Below are 20,116 nucleotides of genomic sequence, written 5' to 3'. Positions count from 1 at the left end.
TCGATGCTGCCACGACAGCTTCACATTAAACAAATATCTACATTAACGCTAAAATCATATTCTTGTTTTGTGTAGCACAAGAAAAGAAGCTAAAACAAAAAACGTCCCGATTAAATCGGGACGTTCAAATAATCTTATAATTTAGATTAAGCTTCTGCTACTTCGTGTGTTAAAGCTTCATCAACCAAAATACGCCCGCAGTGTTCACAAACGATAATTTTTTTACGTTGACGGATATCTAACTGACGTTGAGGTGGAATCTGGTTGAAACAACCAGAGCAAGAATCGCGATCGATAGTTACTACAGCCAAACCATTTACCGCATTTTTGCGTAAACGTTTATAGGCAACCAACAAACGCTCTTCAATTTGAGGCTCAGCTTTATCTGCTTTCTTTTGTAAATCCTGCTCTTCTTTTTCAGTTTCAGCAGTAATTACATCCAATTCGCCTTTTTTAACCTCTAAATCTTTCTTTCTGCCATCTAATTCTGCTTTAGCTGCCTCATAGATTTCAGTTTTAGAAGTGATTTCGAAACCGTGTTCTTTAATTTTCTTTTCAGAAACCTGGATATCTAAACCTTGGATCTCAATTTCTTTAGTTAAAGCATCGTATTCACGGTTATTTTTAACTTCTTTTAATTGAGTATCATATCTTTTGATCGCTGCTTGCGCATCTTTAATTGTATTTTTACGTGTTACGATCGAATCTTCAAGATCATCAAGCTCAGCTTTGATTTTTGCAATTCTAGTTTCTAATCCTAAAACGTCATCCTCAAGATCGGCAACCTCCATTGGTAATTCACCACGCACCTGGCGGATCTTATCAATTTTTGTGTGGATATTTTGTAATTCGTATAAAGCTTTTAGCTTTTGTTCTACGGTTTGTTCCATTAAAACAAGTAATTTATGGGGTTTGTATTTTGCTCCGTTAAACGGATTGCAAAGTTAGTAAATTTTTTCTGAATAATTTCAAGCAATAAATTTGAGGTAAATTGTTCAGTTTCAAAGTGTCCGATGTCGGCAATGATCAATTTTTCCTCCGCATCAAAAAACTCATGATATTTAAAATCTGCGGTTATAAATGCATCCGCTCCGGCAGCAATGGCTTCTTTTAACAGGAAGCTTCCCGAACCTCCACAAACCGCAACTTTTTTAATCCTTTTGCCAATTACTTCTGTATGTCTCACCACTTTGGCCTGCATGCTATCTTTCACCAAATGCAGAAAATCGTAAGCATCCATATCGTATTCCAGCCAGCCCACCATACCCGAACCCACCAATTCGTGTTTGTTTTCGAGTTTATAAATATCGTAAGCTACTTCTTCGTAAGGATGGTTCTCGAACAAAGCAACCAGAATTTTCCGCTCTGCCTGTGTAGGGTAAACCATTTCGATCCGCACTTCAGCCTCGCGGTGGCGAATACCTTTTTCGCCCACAAAAGGGTCTGAATTTTCATTTCCCTTAAAAGTGCCAAAACCATCAGCATTAAAACTACACTCGCTATAGTTGCCAATGTTCCCTGCACCCGCATAAAACAATGCAGATCGTAATTGCTCTGCCTGGGCCTGCGGACAATAAGTAACCAGTTTTTTTAACAAACCTGCTTTTGGTAAAAGTACCTTTGTACCTGTTAAGCCCAAACGTTCACAGATCCTCGCATTTACACCGGTATGGATACTATCTAAATTGGTATGAATGGCATAAAGCGCAATGTTGTTTTTAATGGCTTTTAACACTACACGTTCCACGTAGTTTTTTCCATTGAGTTTTTTTAGCCCTTTAAAAACTATCGGATGGTGGGTAATAATCAAATTGCATCCTGTCGAAATGGCTTCATCCACAATTTTCTCTACACAATCTAAAGCCACCAAAGCAGCACGGACTTCCATGTTTGGGTCGCCCACTATTAAGCCAGCATTATCGTAATCTTCCTGATAATTAAGTGGCGCAATGCTTTCTAAATAATTGGTAATTTCAGCTAATTTCATTCGATAAATATAGAAATTTCATTGCTTTAGTTTTCTTTTTCTTACCCTTCATTCAACAGAAAAAATCCGCACCCAATTTATTTGGATACGGATGTAAACATCAAAAACTTGGTTATCTTAGAATTTTCCTGCCTGCTGGAATCCCCCGCCCATTCTGACCATCTGTAAGCTTTCAAAAACCATTTTCTGGTTGTGCTCAAAAGCAAGGGTTTTGTGGTTTACCACATCGATAATTGATCCGATAAAGCATAAACCCGCAGTTAAAAGGTATAAAATACCCATGCCGATCTGGCCTATAATAAACCGCTGCAAACCTGGAACAGCAAACAATCCAATTAAACAGAAAATCAACATATCAGATGGGTTTTTTCTTTTACTGCTGTAAACCATCAGGAAATTACGCAACTGCTCTTCAGTTAAACCTGTTGTGGCTTGTTGTAAATAGGAGTATTCCTCTGGTGTTATACCTGGTAACGACATTAGAGGTGATTGAAATATATCCATGGTTTCTATGTATTTGTGGTTGAAATTTTAAACTTATTTTTTATCAATGTGTAAATTCTATAAACTATTATCAAAAGTGCCGGAAGCCCAAACCAATGTTCGGAAAAGCTTTCGGTAAACTCGCCATGTAAAATATGACTGATTGACCTGCCGATGCCACATCCCGGACACCAATCCTTAAAACCTAAATTAGCTAAAGGACAAAGTGTAAAATGATGCTGTTGGCTATTCGCCGTTGCCAGTAATATTAAAGCTGTTACCCAGAAAAAAAGTTCTAGTGGAAAGCTCTTAACGTAATTCATTGTTTCACTTTTTATATAATTTAGAAGCTATAGAACTACCTTTGTTACACCGATTTGCCCTTAATCGACGAAAGGGGAATATATTTCGACCAAACGAACGATACCATCTAAGAATAAGTTTTCGCTTTTTCCCAAATCTAATTTCCATATCGCAACCCTGCCAAAAATAGTTAAAAAAACCTTTACACAAATTGCGGGTTAATATTAAAAGATAAGCTTATTTTTGTGCCTTGAACATTCGCGATTTAATAAACAGATACAAAACCGACGATAGGGTAACCCAATTTACCAAAGCGTTGAATAGCAGCAAAAACCCAAAGATACAATTAAAGGGATTGGTGGGTTCGGCAGATGCTATTGTTGCACTTTCTTCTTATTTCCTGTTACACAAGCCCATCCTGTTCGTTTTACCAGATAGGGAAGAAGCCGCCTATTTTCAATCCGATCTCGAAAGTGTATTGGATAAGCAGGTTTTACTATTTCCTTCCTCATACCGTAAATCTTTTGATTTTACCCAGGTAGATACAGCCAATGTATTGGCCCGTGCAGAGGTATTGAACGAGCTGAATCATGATTCAGAATATGGAAAAATTGTCGTTTCTTATCCAGAGGCGATTGCCGAAAAGGTAATTGATCGATCGGCGCTGGAAAAAAACACTTTAGAAATTAGCCTAGGGGCCAAATTAGGCATTGATTTTATCAATGAGTTTTTAATTGATTACGATTTCGACCGTAGGGATTTTGTTTACGAGCCTGGTCAGTTTTCCATCCGTGGCGGTATTGTAGATATCTTTTCGTTCTCGTCTGACCTTCCATACCGAATCGAATTTTTTGGCGATGAGGTAGAAAGTATCAGGAGTTTTGAAATTGAAAGTCAGCTTTCGGTTGGCGATGTTAAATCGCTGACCATTGTCCCAAATGTTCAGGCCAAATTTTTAACCGAAAGCAATATCAGCATCCTTGATTATATCGATCAAGATACACAACTCTGGTTTAAAGACGTAGAATTTACCTTAGATATTGTTAAAGCTGGCTTTAAAAAGGCTGTGGAGCTTTGGAAAGCGTTGCCAGCAACAGATAAAACTCAAAATCCCGAGTGGATCGATCCTAAATTTGCCTTTACCGACGAAAAATTATTGGGCGATCATCTTCAGGATTTCCCATTGGTAGAATTTGGCAAACAGTTTTTTTATAAAACAGATAACCGTTTCGAGTTTGAAACCAAACCACAGCCATCTTTCAATAAAGATTTTAACCTGCTGATCCATAACCTAAAGGAGAATGAAAAGGCAGGGATTATCAATTTTATTTTTACCGATTCACCAAAGCAGATTGAACGTTTATATGCCATTTTAGAGGATATTGATAAAACGGCCAAGTTTACGCCGATCAATAGCATGTTGCGCGAGGGTTTTGTTGATCCGGAGATCCAGACCGCATTTTACACCGATCACCAGATTTTTGACCGTTATTACAAGTATAAACTTAAAAAGGGCTACCAAAAAAGTCAGGCCATTACCCTGAAAGATTTAAGGGAACTGAAATCCGGCGATTACGTAACCCACATCGACCATGGGATCGGTAAATATGCCGGACTCGAAAAGGTGGAAGTAAATGGCAAAACCCAGGAGATGATCCGTTTAATTTATGCAGATAACGACCTGCTTTACGTAAACATCAACTCCTTAAACCGCATTGCCAAATACAGCGGTAAGGAAAGCGGTGTACCCAAAATGAATAAACTGGGTACGGATGCCTGGGACAAACTCAAAAAAACTACTAAAAAAAAAGTTAAAGATATCGCCCGGGATTTGATCAAACTTTATGCGTTGCGCAAAACCCAGGCTGGAACAGCATTTTCTCCGGATAGCTATTTGCAAACTGAGCTGGAAGCTTCTTTTATTTACGAAGATACGCCCGACCAGTTAAAAGCGACTCAGGATGTGAAAAAGGATATGGAATCGCCACATCCAATGGACCGTTTGGTGTGCGGAGATGTAGGCTTTGGAAAAACGGAGATCGCTGTTCGTGCGGCATTTAAAGCCGTAGCGGAGGGCAAACAGGCAGCGATACTGGTGCCGACTACTATTTTAGCCTTGCAGCATTTCAAAACCTTTTCTTCACGTTTAAAAGATTTTCCCGTTACGGTTGATTACATTAACCGTTTTAAAACCAATAAACAGATTAAAGATACCCTGGCTGAAGCCGCAGCAGGCAAAGTTGATATCCTGATCGGGACACACCGTTTATTGAGCAAAGATGTAAAGTTTAAAGACCTCGGCATCATGATTATTGATGAAGAGCAGAAATTTGGCGTTACGGCAAAAGAAAGGTTAAAGGCCGTTAGGGTAAACGTTGATACTTTAACGCTTACCGCAACCCCAATTCCGAGAACACTGCATTTTTCTTTAATGGGGGCAAGGGATTTATCCATCATCAGTACTCCACCACCAAACCGCCAGCCGGTAAGTACCGAATTGCATGTCTTTAATGATAAATTGATCCAGGAAGCCGTACAGTTCGAACTAGACCGTGGTGGACAGGTTTTCTTTATTCATAACCGGGTAAACGACCTGATGCAATTGGGTGGATTGATCCAGAAATTGGTTCCAAAAGCACGGATTGGTATTGCGCACGGCCAGCTGGATGGCGATGCACTGGAAGATGTAATGCTCGATTTTATCAATGGCGAGAAAGATGTTTTGGTAGCCACGACTATTATTGAAGCAGGTTTAGATATCCCCAATGCCAATACCATTATCATTAACCATGCACACATGTTTGGTTTGAGCGATTTGCACCAGATGCGTGGCAGAGTAGGCCGGAGTAATAAAAAAGCTTTCTGCTATTTACTTTCTCCACCTTTATCTACTTTAACCTCCGAAGCCCGTAAGCGTTTAAGTGCCATTGAAGAATTTTCTGATCTGGGCAGTGGTTTTAACGTAGCCATGCGCGATCTGGATATCCGTGGAAGTGGAAATTTATTAGGTGCCGAGCAAAGTGGTTTCATTGCCGAAATCGGTTTTGAAATGTACCACAAGATACTGGATGAAGCGATTCAGGAATTAAAAGAAGCTGAGTTTAAAGGCCTTTTCGAAAATGAACCTGCCCGTCCGTTCGTGGGCTTTACGCAGGTAGACACCGATCTTGAATTATACATTCCGGATGCTTACATCACCAACATTACCGAGCGTTATAATCTGTACACCGAGCTTTCCAAACTTGATAACGAAGATGAACTGGCCATTTTTGAAAAACATCTGGCCGACCGTTTCGGACCGGTTCCGCCACAGGTAAAAACCATGCTCAGCGTAGTCCGTTTGCAGTGGTTGGGTAAGAAATTAGGCTTTGAGAAAATCAGTTTCAAGAAAAATAGTTTACGCGGATATTTCTTAAATGATAAACAGTCTGCTTATTTCGACTCCAATACCTTTACCAAAATTTTAACTTTTGCACAGAACCACCCACGGATGTGCAATTTAAAAGAGGTAAAAAATACCTTGAGAATTGCTTTTGACAATGTAAAAACCGTTGAAGAGGCAATCGAAACTTTAGAACTTATTGACTAAAAACGTTAATTCAGTCAGTTAATTGACCGAATTAACGTTAATTGAGTCAGTCTATTGACTGAATTAACATTTTTTACTATATTTGACTTAAATGGAAAGTCAAATTGTTAGATCTTTGAAGCCTGTTATCCTTAATAAAATTGGGAAAAATAAGGTCATCTTAATTTTCGGCACAAGGAGGGTAGGCAAAACCTGGTTAGTAGAAAGCATTATTAAAGAGGCCAATATCAACCATCTTTCTTTAAATGGAGAAGATCAGGATGTACAGGTGTTGCTATCAACCCGTACAGCGGCAAATTATAAAAGGGTTTTGGGTGATGCCAAACTGCTCATTATTGATGAAGCCCAGGTTATTCCCGAAATCGGAAAAATATTAAAATTACTTATTGATACTTTCAAAGACCTCACCATTATTGCGAGTGGGTCATCTACTTTTGATCTGTCAAATCAAACCGGCGAACCTTTAACCGGAAGAAGTTTAACTTATTATCTCTACCCGATAGCACAGGTTGAATTAGATAAACAGGAAAATGCATTGCAGACCGCCCAAAACCTTGAAGAAAGATTAATTTTTGGTTCTTATCCAGAGCTGTTTCATCTGAACTCATTGGCTGAAAAAGCACAATATTTGACTGAACTGGTGAAGTCATATCTGTTAAAAGACATTTTGATGTATGAAAATATCCAAAATAGTGCTAAACTGCTGGAGTTATTAAAGCTTATTGCCTATCAGGTAGGATCGGAAGTTTCGATTGATGAGATTTCGCGTACTTTAGGCATTAGCAAAAATACAGTAGACCGTTATCTTGATTTACTTTCGAAGGTTTTTATCATCTATAAAGTTGGTGGATACAGTAATAATTTACGGAAAGAGGTTACCAAATCATCTAAATGGTATTTTTATGATAATGGCATCCGAAACGCGATTGTAAACGATTTCCGGTTATTAGCCTTAAGGAATGACCAAGGTATTTTATGGGAAAATTACTGTTTTAGTGAGCGGATCAAAAAAATGGAGTACGAACAGCAAAATTCCACTTATTACTTTTGGAGAACTTATGACCAGCAGGAAATAGACCTTATTGAAATTAACAACGGAGAAATTTTAGCTGCCGATTTCAAATGGGGAAACCAAAAGAAAAAAATCCCAGGTTTTTTTGCTAAAAACTATGCTCAAGCTAGCTTCTCGGTTATTAACAAAGAAAATTATTTAGATTTTATATTATAAATGTTAGATCCCTCTTTATTACTCGATTTAGTAAAAATGCAAATGCCTTATGGAAAATATAAAGGTTACCTGATCTGCAATATTCCTGAAAGTTATTTGCTTTGGTATAAAGACAAAGGCTTTCCGAAAGGAAAATTAGGTGATTTAATGGCTACGATGTTCGAAATTCGGGTGAATGGTTTGGAGTATTTATTAACGCCGTTGAAGAATCAGCGGTGATGCATCACTAAAGGAGGCAAACCTCAAAATATACCGTCATTTTGAGCGGAGTGCAACGAAGCCGAGAACCCGAAGGCTCAGCGGAAGCTAAATCTATCTAGACAGATCTCTCCATTGCGCTGCGCTCCAGTCGAGATGACGATTTTTCTATTGATTTCGCAGAAAAAATCTGCGTCAATCTGCGGGAAACAATTCTATATCTCACAACCATTTTCATCACAAACCGCATCATTATTTTTATTTAATGAGGTAAGTGTGGTTTTAGGCTGAGTTTCTTTCCATTTGGTAAAACTTTGGGTAAGTGCATCGGTAAAAGCCTGAACAGGCTGAGCGCCTGAAACACCATATTTACGGTCCATTACAAAATAAGGAACCCCTCTAATACCTAAATTCTGACTTTCATAAATATCATAACGAACCGCTTCAGCAAACTCGTCGCTATTTAAAACTGCTACAGCTTCATCCTTATTCAAGCCGATCTCTACTGCAAGATCAACTAAAACATCGGTTTCGCCAATATTTTTGCTGTTTACAAAATGGGCTTCAAATAATTTTTCTTCCGCTAAATCCTGAAGACCGTGTTTTGCTGCCAGGTGGATCAAACGATGCGCATTAAAGGTATTTGCCGGAATATTGGTATCGAAATCGATGCTTAACCCTGCATTTGCAGCCATATCAACCACCTGTTTAGTCATTTGTTTGGCCTGTTCAACCGGCATTCCCTTACTTCTTGAAAGGTAATCGTACACGGTTTCATTATTGGTATTGTGATACTCCGGATTGAGCTGAAAACTCTTCCAATCTACCTCAATTTCATTTTTGAAGGGCAATTTTTCTATCGCCTGTTCAAAATGTCTTTTCCCAATATAGCAAAACGGACACATTACATCCGACCAGATTTCTACTTTCATAATACAAAATTAAGCGGATTATAATTAGCTATAGTAAGGGCAAAGTAAAAAGCAACTATTGTTTAGGATAGTGGCTTCTATATTAATCATATGAAAAGGAAATTCTAATAAATTGATCTGCTATGAGAAACCGTCATTCCCAACTCGATTGGGAACCACGTAGTGCTCATGAATGCTGAAAAAAAACAAAAAAATAATGAATAATCTTAATGCCTTGGTAGGTTTGCAGGCTGCATTAAGATTCTCGCCTGCGCGAGAATGACGACCGATCAGAAAGCTCAACGTAAAAGACTAAGCAATAACTGATATTATTTATACAATTGGTTAAATATCAGCTTAAAAGTACCATGCGTTTGTGCTCTGAATGCAATTTCGGGCCCGAAGGCAAGCAATTTACCTTTGCCAACTTTGGCTTCAAAAGCGGTTATCCCATCTTGCAGGTAAGCCTGGCCCCAGGCCCAGCCACTGCGAAGCGGTGTAGCATTTTCAAACCACATTAAAGGTTTAATCTTTTCAGCTGCAATAGCATCACCAGTGAGTTTAAAAACAGGACTATTATCAAAATATACATCAGCTTCTTTTTTCATGCCCCAATTGGCAGGTAACGTTATATCTACACCAACATTTAAAACACTTCCCGGAACATAATATTTTTCAGCAGGTAATCTTTTTTCCGCTCCATTTACAATTTCTACCATCGCGTTACGTATAGGCAGATTTAAGTGATAAGCCAGATTGGTACTGCTGCCAATGGTTACAATATGCCCGCCAGCTTCCAAAAACTTCTTTAATTCAGGGATTGATTGATCAGCACTAATTCTCCCTAAACGATTTCTAAATTCCTGAGGAATTTCTTCAGCCTTTGGTCCGAAAGTCCTGTTTCCCCCACCTGCACCCTGCACCGATGGTATAGCGCCACCCACAAAAACAATTACATCGTATTTAGATTTCAAATTGCCCGCATCAATATCCTGCGGATAAATTACTGTGGCATTATAGTGGTACCGTTCCATTAAAAACCGCACCCAACCCGAGGCCATAGAACCACCGTAGGTATCCCAAAGGGCAATTCTCGCTGTAGATACCTTGATTTTATTTTTTGGAGCCGGTGCAGTTTTTAATTTGATGTTTGCTTTTTCTAGCACTGCTTTTCCTGATGACGAAACATAAAAGTCACCGTTTTCAGTAGATCGGTAAACCTCAAGCTTATTTTTCAATAAATCGTTAACCGCACGGTAAGAATCATTTTGTGCAGCACTTAACACATAAGTGGATCCACTAGGCAATTTGTTTTCTGGTTTTAAGAGTTCTCCGTACGGATTTTTTTCAAACGGCCCTGAAAAATCATCTAAAATTCGATCGAATTTCACATCCATCAGATAGGCTAATGTCCATCCGGCGGCATCGTAAGGCGGAATTGGCGCACCGCCTTCGTATTTAAAATCATTTGGGTGGTCCTGTGGCTCGAACATATCTAAAACATGCGGACGGAAAGCCTGATCGGTTTTGACGACATAACTCCCGGCCGGATATTTTTTACCGGCCACGGCAAATGGAGCGGTCGCTTTTTGAACTACAATACCTGCTCGGATCAATGCATTTAAAAACTTAATAGCAGTATTAAAATCAGGCTGATCAGCAGATATAATATATCCCCTTGGATCCCGGTTCGCAGGAGCTTTCATCACTGTATCGAAAGCTTTTATACTGATCTGGCGTCTTGGTCCGAAATCAGCATCGCCATTTGTCGCGGCATTACCTTTTGCAGCGTTATTAATGGCTTCTATTTTTTTAGGGGAAAATGACCAGGTATCTTTTTTGCCTCTTTCAATTGAATTTCTGCCCATCTGGTAAATATTGTACAACAATTCATCGTGATAACGTTGTGCGTAATTCAAAACGGCATAATTTAAAGATACCGAATAATCGATCGAATTTTTAAAATACCATTTCCTTGGCGTAATTGGGTTAGGGGAGTCGCCGTTTGGTAATAACCTTGAAGGAACCAGCGGAATTTCAGAAGGCGTAGGATTCCCGATAATTTCTGTTAAAAGCCCAATCATATTATGAAAATAGGTTGTAGTTCTTAAACCGCCATTGTACCAGGTAGAATACACCGATCCTCCGCGCTGCGTATAGCCAGGTTTATTTTCTACGTTCATCCTGTTGTGCATGGCCGCACCAACTGCATCTAAACTGGTTAACAAAGTTGGATCGAAAACATAATTAAACGGATCCCGATAGGGAGGACCTGCCACAACCGTTCCCGCCGGACCGGCCTGATGGTGGTTGTACATAATCTGCGGGATCCACTCTACAAAAAGCTGGCGACCGATATTTTGTGTTTCTTTAAGATTTAGCATAAAGAAATCACGGTTATTATCATGTCCCGCATACTTTTCATACAAAACAGGAAGTCCGGAAGTTGTTCTTTTCTTCGGATCTTTATCCCTCATGTACCAATTGCTCACCAACTCCTGCCCATCAGGGTTTGCATGAGTAAACAAAATAATTACATTATCCAAAATACGCAAAGTTTCTGCATCTGTTCTGGACGCAAACTCATATATGGTTTGGATTAATTGGTGGGTGCCAACTACCTCATTTGCATGTAATCCTCCATCTATCCATACTACTGCTTTACCCTCTTGTGCCAATGCTTTGGCCTGCTCTGGCGTAATTTCTGCATGAGCCAGCTGTTGTGAAATCTCCTTGTAACGGTCTAATTTCTTTAGGTTTTCTGGCGAAGAAACAATTAGCATATATTGACTTCTGCCTTCTTCAGTTTTACCGATATCAACCAGTTTAATGCGGTTAGAACTGACCGCAAGCTTTTTGAAATAAGCTTCTGTTTGGGTGTAATTGGCCAGTTGATAATCATCGCCAATATCAAAACCAAAATGCGATTTTGGCGTTGGCACTTCCTGCGCCAGTACCGCACAGTTACTTACCATTAAAAAAGCAATGCAGAGCCTGATAAAGTAGGTTTTTATCATAATTTGAAAGTTTAGTTGGGTAATCAAATATAATAGAGAATAATTTTCAAAAACGGCTTGCCGTAAATTTGTTACAAGTTTTAAATCCTAATCCATACATTTGCCTTGATGTAAGTTCTTAACTTTATTTTTCATCAACCGATACAGGTTCCCGGAATTACACCCGGGATTAATAGGGAATCGTGTGCAAATCACGAGCTGTCGCGCAACTGTAAATTCTGTCTTTAACAAAAAGACAACGGTTTTATCATTATGCCACTGTGCCATTTAATGGGATGGGAAGGCGATAAAATCGGGAATAAGTCAGGAGACCTGCCTATATTGAATTGACGGTGCTTTCGCGTTATAAAGTAATTGGTCAGGTCTGATTGTACACGATAAAATTAAAATTTTATATGCTTGCTTTAAGCTTTTGCTGATAAGTGGGCGGGCTGTGCCATAACCTTTCCTTTAATTTTTAACAAAGAGTATTACAAAAATATTGCCTTAAGAGCTTTTAAACGATTTATTTACTTAATCTTTAAGAGAGATGCTAACGCAAAATCTGGGCTATCCGCGAATAGGTAGTCAAAGGGAATTAAAGAAAATCTGCGAAAATTATTGGGCAGATAAAACTGGGTACAAGAATGTACTGCAGGTGGGCAAAAACATTCGCCACGAAAACTGGAAACTTCAAAAAGAAGCGGGTATTGATGTGATTCCATCAAACGATTTTTCCTTTTATGATCATGTCCTTGATCATTCCTTAACCTTTGGGGCCATCCCGAAAAGGTACAATGAGGTAATCCTGAAAAAAGGAAATGAGGAACTTGACCTTTATTTCGCGATGGCAAGGGGTTACCAAAAAGAAGGACTGGATGTGATGGCTATGGAAATGACGAAATGGTTCGATACCAATTACCATTACATTGTACCTGAGTTTTACAAAAACCAACCTTTTAAACTTTTCTCTACTAAAATCATTGATGAGTTTTACGAGGCAAAACAATTGGGGATTAACACTAAACCCGTTCTGATCGGACCTGTTTCCTACCTTTTATTGGGCAAGGAAAAAGAAGCTGGGTTTGAAAAAATTGACCTGATTAAAAACCTGCTTCCGGTTTATATCGAGATTTTATCTCGCTTGGACGCTCTGGATGTAGAATATATTCAGTTTGATGAGCCATTTTTGACTTTGGATTTAAATGAAAAGGATAAAAAAGCTTATGAATATGCTTATAAAGAAATCAGGAAAGCTTTCCCAAGACTGAAAGTTGTTTTAACCACCTATTTTGAAGGCTTAGGAAATAATCTAGCATTAACCACTTCATTGCCAGTAAATGTTTTACACATCGACCTGGTACGTGCGGAAGATCAATTAGATGATGTTCTAGCTTCATTAAAAGAAGATACCATTCTTTCGTTAGGTTTGGTAGATGGAAGAAACATCTGGAAAAATGATTTCGAGAAATCTCTATCGATCATTAATCGTGCTATAGAAAAAAGAGGTCAGGGTAAAGTATGGATTGCTCCATCTTGTTCACTGATTCATTCGCCGGTTGATTTGGATAATGAGACCAACGAGCAAAATCTCTCTGCGGAAATTAAACAATGGCTGGCTTATGCCAAACAGAAAATTACGGAGGTAGCTACCTTAAAAAAACTAATCACCAACGAAAGCCCTGCATCTACCCTGCAAAAATTCGAAGAAAATAAGATTGCAATTGCTAACCGTAAAATTTCTAAAATAATCCATAATCATGCAGTTAAACAAAGGGTTTCGGCTTTAAAAGAGCAGGATGCCGAACGTTTGAGTCCATTTTCGAGTAGAAAAATCAAACAACAGGAACTTAACCTGCCTGTTTATGCCACTACCACTATCGGGTCGTTTCCGCAAACCGCAAAGGTAAGAAGCTGGCGGGCCAAACTTAAAAATGGAACGCTTACTGTTGAAGAATATGATGATTTTATTGCAAAAGAAACCGAAAAAGCAGTAAAATGGCAGGAGGAAATCGATCTGGATGTTTTGGTTCACGGCGAGTTTGAACGGAACGACATGGTTGAATACTTTGGTGAGCAATTAGACGGTTTTGCTTTCTCTAAAAACGGATGGGTACAGAGTTATGGATCGCGCTGTGTAAAACCGCCGATTATTTTTGGTGATGTTACGCGCCCGAAACCCATGACCGTAAAGTGGACGGCTTATGCGCAGTCGCTTACCTCGAAATACATGAAAGGCATGTTAACAGGTCCTGTAACCATCTTACAGTGGTCGTTCGTACGCAATGATCAGCCACGGTCAGAAACCTGTACACAGATTGCCCTGGCTATCCGTGATGAGGTTTGCGATCTGGAAAATGCAGGCATTAAAATCATCCAGATTGATGAACCAGCCATTAGAGAGGGTTTGCCATTGCGAAAGGCAGAATGGCAAGACTACCTGAACTGGGCAGTAAAAGCCTTTAAAATTTCAGCCAGTGGCGTAAAAGATGATACGCAGATCCACACGCATATGTGCTATTCAGAGTTTAACGATATCATCCAAAACATTGCCGATATGGACGCAGATGTAATCACAATCGAAACGTCTCGTTCTCAGATGGAATTATTAGATGCTTTTGCCGATTTTAAATATCCAAACGAAATTGGACCAGGTGTTTATGATATTCATTCTCCAAGGGTTCCGAAACGTGAAGAAATGGTTCAGTTACTCAAAAAAGCGAAAGCCGTTATTCCTTCAGCGCAACTTTGGGTAAACCCTGATTGTGGCTTAAAAACACGCGGATGGGACGAAACCAAAAAAGCATTGATCGAAATGGTTGAAGCCGCAAAAGAGATGCGTAAAACGGAAGAAGTACTTTCGGCAGATCTTCAGGTGAATTAATATAATTGGTGTTAGATATTCAATCGTTGTCAGTCTGAGCCTGTCGAAGACGCTTCATCATGAATAACTGAAATAAATTGTATTAAGAAATCTTTTGGATGATAGTTTTATCCTGATCTCAACTTTGACAACTTTCTAATCAGAAAGTTGTCAAAGCTTTTTACTCATCCTATATTTACCCCATGACCTTAGCAGAAAGAATAGAAAATTCGAAAACCAGTATTTTTAAAGCCGTTTTCCCAAATACCACCAACCATTACGATACGCTTTTCGGCGGTACTGCCATGCATTTAATGGACGAAGTTGCTTTTATTACTGCAACCCGTTTTAGCCGCCAGATTATGGTAACGGTAAGCAGCGACAGGATTGATTTTAAAAAACCGATTCCAGCAGGAACCATTGTAGAACTTATTGGCAAGGTAAACCATGTGGGTAATACCAGTTTAAAGGTTAACGTAGAAATTTATATTGAGCAGATGTATGCAGAAGGAAGGGAGCTTGCCGTACATGGCGATTTCACTTTTGTAGCTATCGATGAAAACAAAAAGCCTGTTCAGGTAATCAAATAACCCGATACATTTAGCGAAAATGGTATAAAGTCATCAGACTTAAATCTTTAATTTGATCATGGAGCAACAACATTCTGAAGCAGATTTAAAAAATATTGCGAAACAATTAAGTTGTCCGGAAGGCGAACATGGCGTTAAAACAGGGGAGATGATGCATAGCAGTAACATCGGAATGACTAGTTCTGCAATTGATGCATTAGACCTCCAAAATAATGAAACTGTTTTAGAGATCGGCCATGGAAACGGTGGGCACATCGCTCAACTATTATCACAAGCCGAAAACCTCAACTATTTTGGTGCCGATATTTCTGCTACCATTATTTCCGAGGCTGAAAAGATTAATCAGGGTTTAATTCCAGCCGGAAAAGTTCATTTTAAACTAACAGATGGAATTACATTGCCGTTTGATGAAAATCGGTTCGATAAAATTTTTACCGTCAATACAATCTACTTTTGGCAAAATCCAAGCGAATATCTTACCGAAATTAAAAGAACTTTAAAACTTAATAGCACTCTAGTAATCTGCTTTGCCGATAAAACTTTTATGCAAAATCTTCCTTTTACACCTTATGGTTTTAAACTTTACGAAGTAGAAGAGGTAAAGGAACTATTAAAAAATGGAGGATTTACAGTTGAAAATATTCTTAGTAAAACTGAACAGATAAAAAGCAAAACTGGCGAGCAGATAGAAAGGGAATATCATGTTGTAACGGCTACAGCATGAGAAACATATTATAGTCCTCGTTTGTAAGAGGATTAGCGAGAATAGCGATTGTATCGATAATAACAAAAACCACACTACAAACGTGAATCCCATTCATCCTCGTTACAAACGAGGACGATAGATAAGGTATTTCTTTGTGTCTTCCTGTCTTTGTGATTAATCTAATACAAAATCAGATACAAATAGGCATAAACCACCGGAGCAGCCAATAACAGTCCATCAAAACGGTCTAGCAAACCGCCATGCCCAGGCAACAATCCACCACTATCTTTTGTATCTAAACTGCGTTTAAGCATCGATTCTACCAAATCGCCCAGCGTACCAAAGCTCGCAATTAATATAGCCATACCCATCCAAACCCAAGCCGGACTTTCGGTAAACAAAAATGATAAGCCAAAAGCGACCAAAATACTGGTGAACATACCGCCGAAAAAACCTTCCCAGCTTTTCTTTGGTGAGTGACGTTCAAATAATTTGCTCTTCCCGTATTTTACACCAAAAAGATAAGCACCGGTATCATTTGCCCAAAGCATTAACAAAAATGCGAGCGGTAAATGAAAGTTATATTCATTCCAGTTTTTTAAAAAGCCAAGGGCGTGGAAAAAACAGAAAGGTATAGTTACATAAACAAAACCAACAAATGTATAAGAGATATTGGCAAATGGAATTTTGTTTTTCTTATACAGCTCAGTGATAAAAACCGAGAAAATTAGTGGGATGCAAAGCAACAGGTACTTAACATCATACTCTAAATAATGTAAGCCTGCAGCCATTAAAAAGATTAAAGATCCTGCCATTAAGCCAATATTTCGATGTGGCCTGATACCGGCATTTTTAATCAGCTTATAAAATTCGAATAAGGATAAAACACTTAGAATAAGATAGAAAATTGTAAATGCATAACTCCCTAAAAAGATAGAGCCAAGCATGACGATGGTAAAAAAGAAAGCGGTTATTGCCCTGGTTTTCATTTAAGGTAAGAGGTAAAGGGTGGAAGGTTTAAGGTCATTATCACTATTCAATTTCATTCTCAACGATGTATTCTATGGCTTTATTGAAATCTACCTTATTCACCAAAACATTTATTTCGCCAATATTATATGCCGAGAGTTGTTTATTTATGGTAACCGCAGGGATACCAGCCTCTGTCAATCCCTGTTTTAATACCTCTGCCGCAAAAGCATTGCTGGTGGTATATACTTTAACCCAATTTTCGCTCACGTGATGCGCTATCTTTAAAAAATTTAAACAAAGCTATGGTAATTATTGCACTAATTAAATAGCCATACCACAGAAAACCAATCGGTTCATCCGCTTTATCAAGTGGCATGTTGTGTTTTTGCATATAAAAAGCCGCACAAACCGCATAGGCATTGTTTAAAAAATGCGCAAACATGGCATACCAGATACTACCACTCAAATAATACAGGTACCCGAAACCTGCTCCCAATAACAACCTAGGCACAAAACCATAAAACTGGACATGTATGGCGCTAAAAATTATAGCCGAAAGCCAGATGGCCAGGTGCGGATTGCCAAACGACCGCTCCAATGAGCGTTGCACGCCACCCCTGAACATCAACTCCTCACCAATCGCTGGTAAAACTGCAATCATAATCAGGTTAACCACAAAATCCCAGTTACTACTCACCGTAATCAGTTGAATAGTCATTTTTGCTGCAAGTTCTTCTTTCTCCTTCATCCAAGCCTCAATTCCTTTCAAGAAGTCGGGCAAAACCATTTTTTGATTCCACATTACTGTCCATTCCATAAAAGGCATACTCACGATCATAATCATGATCACTAGCAAAAACAGTAAAACCTTTGGTTGTTTAAAACTATAAAACCGGGTTATTTTTATTCTTTCTGTTAAAGCGAGGGCAAGGGGTGGTAAAATAAATGTACCTATTGAACTTAAAATCTGTATTACCTTAAAACCCGAAATATATTCGGCGTCGCCCGATAAAAGCAGGTTGAAATTACTCACCAAACCCATTCCATACATGGCCATACAGATTACCAGTCCAATGATACCGAAAACAAAAGCCCCGGCAACTGCGTAAAATAAAAGTAAAAGTAATTGTAAGAAAGGATTGATTTCCTCGCGTTTAGGTGTTACAAAATTCATTATTTGTACCTTTGTATGTTTTATTAATCGTTGAAGATAGAAAATGTCTGTAAAGATAGGAAATATAGATTTAGGTGAGTTCCCTTTATTGCTCGCTCCGATGGAGGATGTAAGTGATCCACCGTTCCGTTATGTATGCAAGAAAAACGGGGCTGATATGATGTATACCGAATTTATCTCTTCGGAAGGCTTGATCAGGGATGCCGCAAAAAGCTTACAAAAATTGGACATTTTCGAATATGAAAGACCAATTGGCATCCAGATTTTCGGTGGTGATATCGAACACATGCGCGAAGCTTCAGAAATTGCCTCTGCAGCAGGTCCAGATCTGGTTGATATCAATTATGGCTGTCCGGTAAAAAATGTGGTTTGCAAAGGTGCAGGCTCCAGCTTGCTTCAGGACATCGATAAAATGGTAAAAATGACCGATGCTGTTGTTAAAGCTTCGCATTTGCCTGTTACCGTAAAAACCCGCCTGGGTTGGGATGATAATACCAAAAATGTTTACGAAGTTGCCGAGCGACTTCAGGATGTAGGCATCCAGGCACTTACGATTCATGGCCGAACAAGGGCACAATTATACAAAGGAGAGGCCGATTGGAGTTTAATCCGCGAAATTAAACGCAATCCACGCATCAAAATTCCCATTTTTGGCAATGGTGATGTAGATAGTCCGGAAAAAGCAGCCAATTGGCGTATGGAATATGAGGTAGATGGTATCATGATCGGTCGTGCCGCAATTGGTTATCCGTGGATTTTCCGCGAGGTAAAACACTTCTTTAAAACCGGAAAACACCTTGCCGGACCAACAATTGAGGAAAGAATTGAAGTTTGCCGTACACACTTAGATAAATCGCTGGAATGGAAAGGTCCGAAAACCGGTATTTTTGAAATGCGTCGCCATTACGCCAACTATTTCAAAGGGCTGCCAGATTTTAAACCATACCGCATGCGTTTAGTTGCTGAGCCAGATATCAACAACATTTACAGCATTTTAGAAGAAGTGGCAGAAAAATTTGCCAACTATGACGCCACTAGTGTAATGGCTTGATTTTTGAAAGCTTTTTTCCTACATTCGTTATCATCATGGTTACAGCTATTACAGACGGGGTTAAAGTTTCAGTAGAAACTGTTTATCAGCCAGAATATTCAAATCCGGCCAACGAACATTACATGTTTGCCTATCGCATAGAAATATCCAATCTTTCTGATTACGCCGTGCAATTAATGCGCCGCCAATGGTTAATTTTCGATTCGAACAGTAGCAAAAGAGAGGTAGAAGGTGAGGGTGTTGTTGGTTTGCAACCCATTATACAACCCGGCGAAACGCATGTGTACGTTTCAGGTTGTAACCTAAAAACTGATATGGGCAGCATGAAAGGTACCTATTTGATGAGACGTGATATCGATGGTTCACAATTCGATGTTGATATTCCCGAATTTCAATTGGTAGCCCCTTATAAATTAAATTAATCCTTCGAAGAATCGTCATTTCGACCGTAGTGGAGAAATCTGTATTGTTTAATTCAAAGATCTCTCCGTTTCGTTGCACTTCAGTCGAGATGACAAAACTTTTAATATAAAGAATCTTCGAAAAGCGATTTCAGCATTTCATTTTACTGTTACTCCTGCTTTTCATTTCAAGTCCGCACTCGTTCCTCGTTTACGGGCTTTCCATTACAATCAGGTTTAAATTGCAGTGTTTCTGCTACTATTAAAGGCTTAACCGCATTGCTTACAAGTCCTTTTTTGCACCCTGCATCCATAAATAGTACAACCTACCCTGCCACCTAAACCCGATCGCAGCGGGATGCCGATATTTTTCTATCGGCAGAAGCGTGAGCGGGACCGAAGCATTCCTATTCCCACGAAACCTGCTTTCCAAATAGACATTTAATATAGTCGTCACCCTGAACCGAGCCTTGAGCGAGCTCACCGAAGGTAATTCATTTCAGGGTCTATCTTGGAAAGATGCTGAGATAAATCCGATAGTTCCTAATATCCGCAGGTTAAAAAAAATAAAAGCTGCAAAACTTTGATAAACAATGTTTTGCAGCAAGGTAATATTCACTTAAATTAGTGTTGACCAATATTACTGCTGTGAAAATAATAAATT

At 39.0% G+C, this 20,116-nt stretch carries 17 protein-coding genes and 1 riboswitch; of the genes, 8 read left to right on the top strand and 9 right to left on the bottom strand.

Annotated elements, in window-relative coordinates:
• Nucleotides 1-146: 146 nt before the first annotated feature.
• The 4 genes from BLR60_RS04950 to BLR60_RS04935 form a co-directional block, all read right to left on the bottom strand.
• Nucleotides 147-890, bottom strand: a complete 744-nt coding sequence (locus BLR60_RS04950; protein ID WP_090497436.1) for a zinc ribbon domain-containing protein — start codon at nucleotides 888-890, stop codon at nucleotides 147-149.
• Nucleotides 890-1,987 (bottom strand): Nif3-like dinuclear metal center hexameric protein, encoded by a 1,098-nt coding sequence (locus BLR60_RS04945; RefSeq protein ID WP_090497434.1) that lies wholly within the window; start codon nucleotides 1,985-1,987, stop codon nucleotides 890-892. The genes BLR60_RS04950 and BLR60_RS04945 overlap by 1 nt, the downstream gene beginning before the upstream one ends.
• 117 nt (nucleotides 1,988-2,104) lie before the next feature.
• Nucleotides 2,105-2,491 carry a TM2 domain-containing protein gene (locus BLR60_RS04940; RefSeq protein ID WP_090497432.1) on the bottom strand — a complete coding sequence of 129 codons (387 nt, stop codon included), beginning with the start codon at nucleotides 2,489-2,491 and terminating at the stop codon, nucleotides 2,105-2,107.
• A gap of 5 nt (nucleotides 2,492-2,496) precedes the next feature.
• Entirely contained in the window at nucleotides 2,497-2,793 is a 297-nt protein-coding gene (locus tag BLR60_RS04935; protein ID WP_090497431.1) for a DUF2752 domain-containing protein, read from the bottom strand.
• Between the two features lie 230 nt (nucleotides 2,794-3,023).
• Here BLR60_RS04935 and mfd point away from each other — a divergent pair, with 230 nt between their 5' ends.
• The 3 genes from mfd (at nucleotide 3,024) to BLR60_RS04920 (ending at nucleotide 7,809) form a co-directional block, all read left to right on the top strand.
• Nucleotides 3,024-6,362, top strand: a complete 3,339-nt coding sequence (mfd, locus tag BLR60_RS04930; RefSeq protein WP_090497429.1) for a transcription-repair coupling factor — start codon at nucleotides 3,024-3,026, stop codon at nucleotides 6,360-6,362.
• Nucleotides 6,363-6,453: 91 nt separating this feature from the next.
• Nucleotides 6,454-7,590 (top strand): ATP-binding protein, encoded by a 1,137-nt coding sequence (locus BLR60_RS04925; RefSeq protein ID WP_090497427.1) that lies wholly within the window; start codon nucleotides 6,454-6,456, stop codon nucleotides 7,588-7,590.
• Complete coding sequence (locus BLR60_RS04920; RefSeq protein WP_090497425.1) at nucleotides 7,591-7,809, top strand: DUF3820 family protein; 219 nt, start codon at nucleotides 7,591-7,593, stop codon at nucleotides 7,807-7,809. It begins immediately after the preceding gene.
• 194 nt (nucleotides 7,810-8,003) lie between these two features.
• Here BLR60_RS04920 and BLR60_RS04915 read toward each other — a convergent pair whose 3' ends face one another.
• Nucleotides 8,004-8,720, bottom strand: coding sequence for a DsbA family oxidoreductase (locus BLR60_RS04915; protein WP_090497423.1), 717 nt, complete (start codon nucleotides 8,718-8,720; stop codon nucleotides 8,004-8,006).
• A 308-nt stretch (nucleotides 8,721-9,028) separates the two neighbouring features.
• Nucleotides 9,029-11,716, bottom strand: a complete 2,688-nt coding sequence (locus tag BLR60_RS04910) for a M14 family metallopeptidase (protein ID WP_090497421.1) — start codon at nucleotides 11,714-11,716, stop codon at nucleotides 9,029-9,031.
• 128 nt (nucleotides 11,717-11,844) lie between these two features.
• A riboswitch (cobalamin riboswitch) is annotated at nucleotides 11,845-12,050 on the top strand.
• A 195-nt stretch (nucleotides 12,051-12,245) separates the two neighbouring features.
• On the opposite strand from BLR60_RS04910, the gene metE reads away from it, so the two are divergent.
• The 3 genes from metE (at nucleotide 12,246) to BLR60_RS04895 (ending at nucleotide 15,872) form a co-directional block, all read left to right on the top strand.
• The gene (gene metE, locus BLR60_RS04905) at nucleotides 12,246-14,579 is read left to right on the top strand and encodes a 5-methyltetrahydropteroyltriglutamate--homocysteine S-methyltransferase (protein WP_090497419.1); all 2,334 of its coding nucleotides are present in this window, start codon (nucleotides 12,246-12,248) and stop codon (nucleotides 14,577-14,579) included.
• Between the two features lie 182 nt (nucleotides 14,580-14,761).
• The gene (locus BLR60_RS04900) at nucleotides 14,762-15,148 is read left to right on the top strand and encodes an acyl-CoA thioesterase (RefSeq protein WP_090497417.1); all 387 of its coding nucleotides are present in this window, start codon (nucleotides 14,762-14,764) and stop codon (nucleotides 15,146-15,148) included.
• 58 nt (nucleotides 15,149-15,206) lie between these two features.
• The gene (locus tag BLR60_RS04895; RefSeq protein WP_090497414.1) at nucleotides 15,207-15,872 is read left to right on the top strand and encodes a class I SAM-dependent methyltransferase; all 666 of its coding nucleotides are present in this window, start codon (nucleotides 15,207-15,209) and stop codon (nucleotides 15,870-15,872) included.
• 161 nt (nucleotides 15,873-16,033) lie between these two features.
• Here the strand turns inward: BLR60_RS04895 and BLR60_RS04890 are convergent, their stop codons facing one another.
• From BLR60_RS04890 to BLR60_RS04880, 3 genes are read right to left on the bottom strand one after another with little or no spacing between them, the layout of a single operon-like run.
• Nucleotides 16,034-16,843, bottom strand: coding sequence for a phosphatidate cytidylyltransferase (locus tag BLR60_RS04890; RefSeq protein ID WP_090497412.1), 810 nt, complete (start codon nucleotides 16,841-16,843; stop codon nucleotides 16,034-16,036).
• Between the two features lie 43 nt (nucleotides 16,844-16,886).
• A complete protein-coding gene (locus BLR60_RS04885; RefSeq protein WP_167354688.1) occupies nucleotides 16,887-17,093 on the bottom strand; it encodes a putative signal transducing protein in 207 nt (68 codons plus the stop codon).
• Nucleotides 17,074-18,000 (bottom strand): CPBP family intramembrane glutamic endopeptidase, encoded by a 927-nt coding sequence (locus BLR60_RS04880; protein WP_090497408.1) that lies wholly within the window; start codon nucleotides 17,998-18,000, stop codon nucleotides 17,074-17,076. The genes BLR60_RS04885 and BLR60_RS04880 overlap by 20 nt, the downstream gene beginning before the upstream one ends.
• A 43-nt stretch (nucleotides 18,001-18,043) precedes the next feature.
• Between BLR60_RS04880 and dusB the strand changes: the two genes are divergently transcribed.
• Entirely contained in the window at nucleotides 18,044-19,051 is a 1,008-nt protein-coding gene (gene dusB / locus BLR60_RS04875) for a tRNA dihydrouridine synthase DusB (protein ID WP_090497406.1), read from the top strand.
• A 35-nt stretch (nucleotides 19,052-19,086) separates the two neighbouring features.
• A complete protein-coding gene (gene apaG, locus BLR60_RS04870) occupies nucleotides 19,087-19,473 on the top strand; it encodes a Co2+/Mg2+ efflux protein ApaG (RefSeq protein WP_090497993.1) in 387 nt (128 codons plus the stop codon).
• Nucleotides 19,474-20,116: the final 643 nt, after the last annotated feature.

Source organism: Pedobacter terrae, from assembly GCF_900100705.1.
In the GTDB taxonomy this organism is placed as follows: Bacteria; Bacteroidota; Bacteroidia; order Sphingobacteriales; family Sphingobacteriaceae; genus Pedobacter; species Pedobacter terrae.
This window is presented reverse-complemented; position numbering and strand designations above follow the sequence as displayed.

Excerpts from the sequence above, each read along its gene's own strand:
- BLR60_RS04950 (WP_090497436.1), bottom strand. The coding sequence starts at position 890 with ATGGAACAAACCGTAGAACAAAAGCTAAAAGCTTTATACGAATTACAA.
- BLR60_RS04945 (WP_090497434.1), bottom strand. The coding sequence starts at position 1,987 with ATGAAATTAGCTGAAATTACCAATTATTTAGAAAGCATTGCGCCACTT.
- BLR60_RS04940 (WP_090497432.1), bottom strand. The coding sequence starts at position 2,491 with ATGGATATATTTCAATCACCTCTAATGTCGTTACCAGGTATAACACCA.
- BLR60_RS04935 (WP_090497431.1), bottom strand. The coding sequence starts at position 2,793 with ATGAATTACGTTAAGAGCTTTCCACTAGAACTTTTTTTCTGGGTAACA.
- BLR60_RS04925 (WP_090497427.1), top strand. The coding sequence starts at position 6,454 with ATGGAAAGTCAAATTGTTAGATCTTTGAAGCCTGTTATCCTTAATAAA.
- BLR60_RS04920 (WP_090497425.1), top strand. The coding sequence starts at position 7,591 with ATGTTAGATCCCTCTTTATTACTCGATTTAGTAAAAATGCAAATGCCT.
- BLR60_RS04915 (WP_090497423.1), bottom strand. The coding sequence starts at position 8,720 with ATGAAAGTAGAAATCTGGTCGGATGTAATGTGTCCGTTTTGCTATATT.
- BLR60_RS04910 (WP_090497421.1), bottom strand. The coding sequence starts at position 11,716 with ATGATAAAAACCTACTTTATCAGGCTCTGCATTGCTTTTTTAATGGTA.
- metE (WP_090497419.1), top strand. The coding sequence starts at position 12,246 with ATGCTAACGCAAAATCTGGGCTATCCGCGAATAGGTAGTCAAAGGGAA.
- BLR60_RS04900 (WP_090497417.1), top strand. The coding sequence starts at position 14,762 with ATGACCTTAGCAGAAAGAATAGAAAATTCGAAAACCAGTATTTTTAAA.
- BLR60_RS04895 (WP_090497414.1), top strand. The coding sequence starts at position 15,207 with ATGGAGCAACAACATTCTGAAGCAGATTTAAAAAATATTGCGAAACAA.
- BLR60_RS04890 (WP_090497412.1), bottom strand. The coding sequence starts at position 16,843 with ATGAAAACCAGGGCAATAACCGCTTTCTTTTTTACCATCGTCATGCTT.
- BLR60_RS04880 (WP_090497408.1), bottom strand. The coding sequence starts at position 18,000 with ATGAATTTTGTAACACCTAAACGCGAGGAAATCAATCCTTTCTTACAA.
- dusB (WP_090497406.1), top strand. The coding sequence starts at position 18,044 with ATGTCTGTAAAGATAGGAAATATAGATTTAGGTGAGTTCCCTTTATTG.
- apaG (WP_090497993.1), top strand. The coding sequence starts at position 19,087 with ATGGTTACAGCTATTACAGACGGGGTTAAAGTTTCAGTAGAAACTGTT.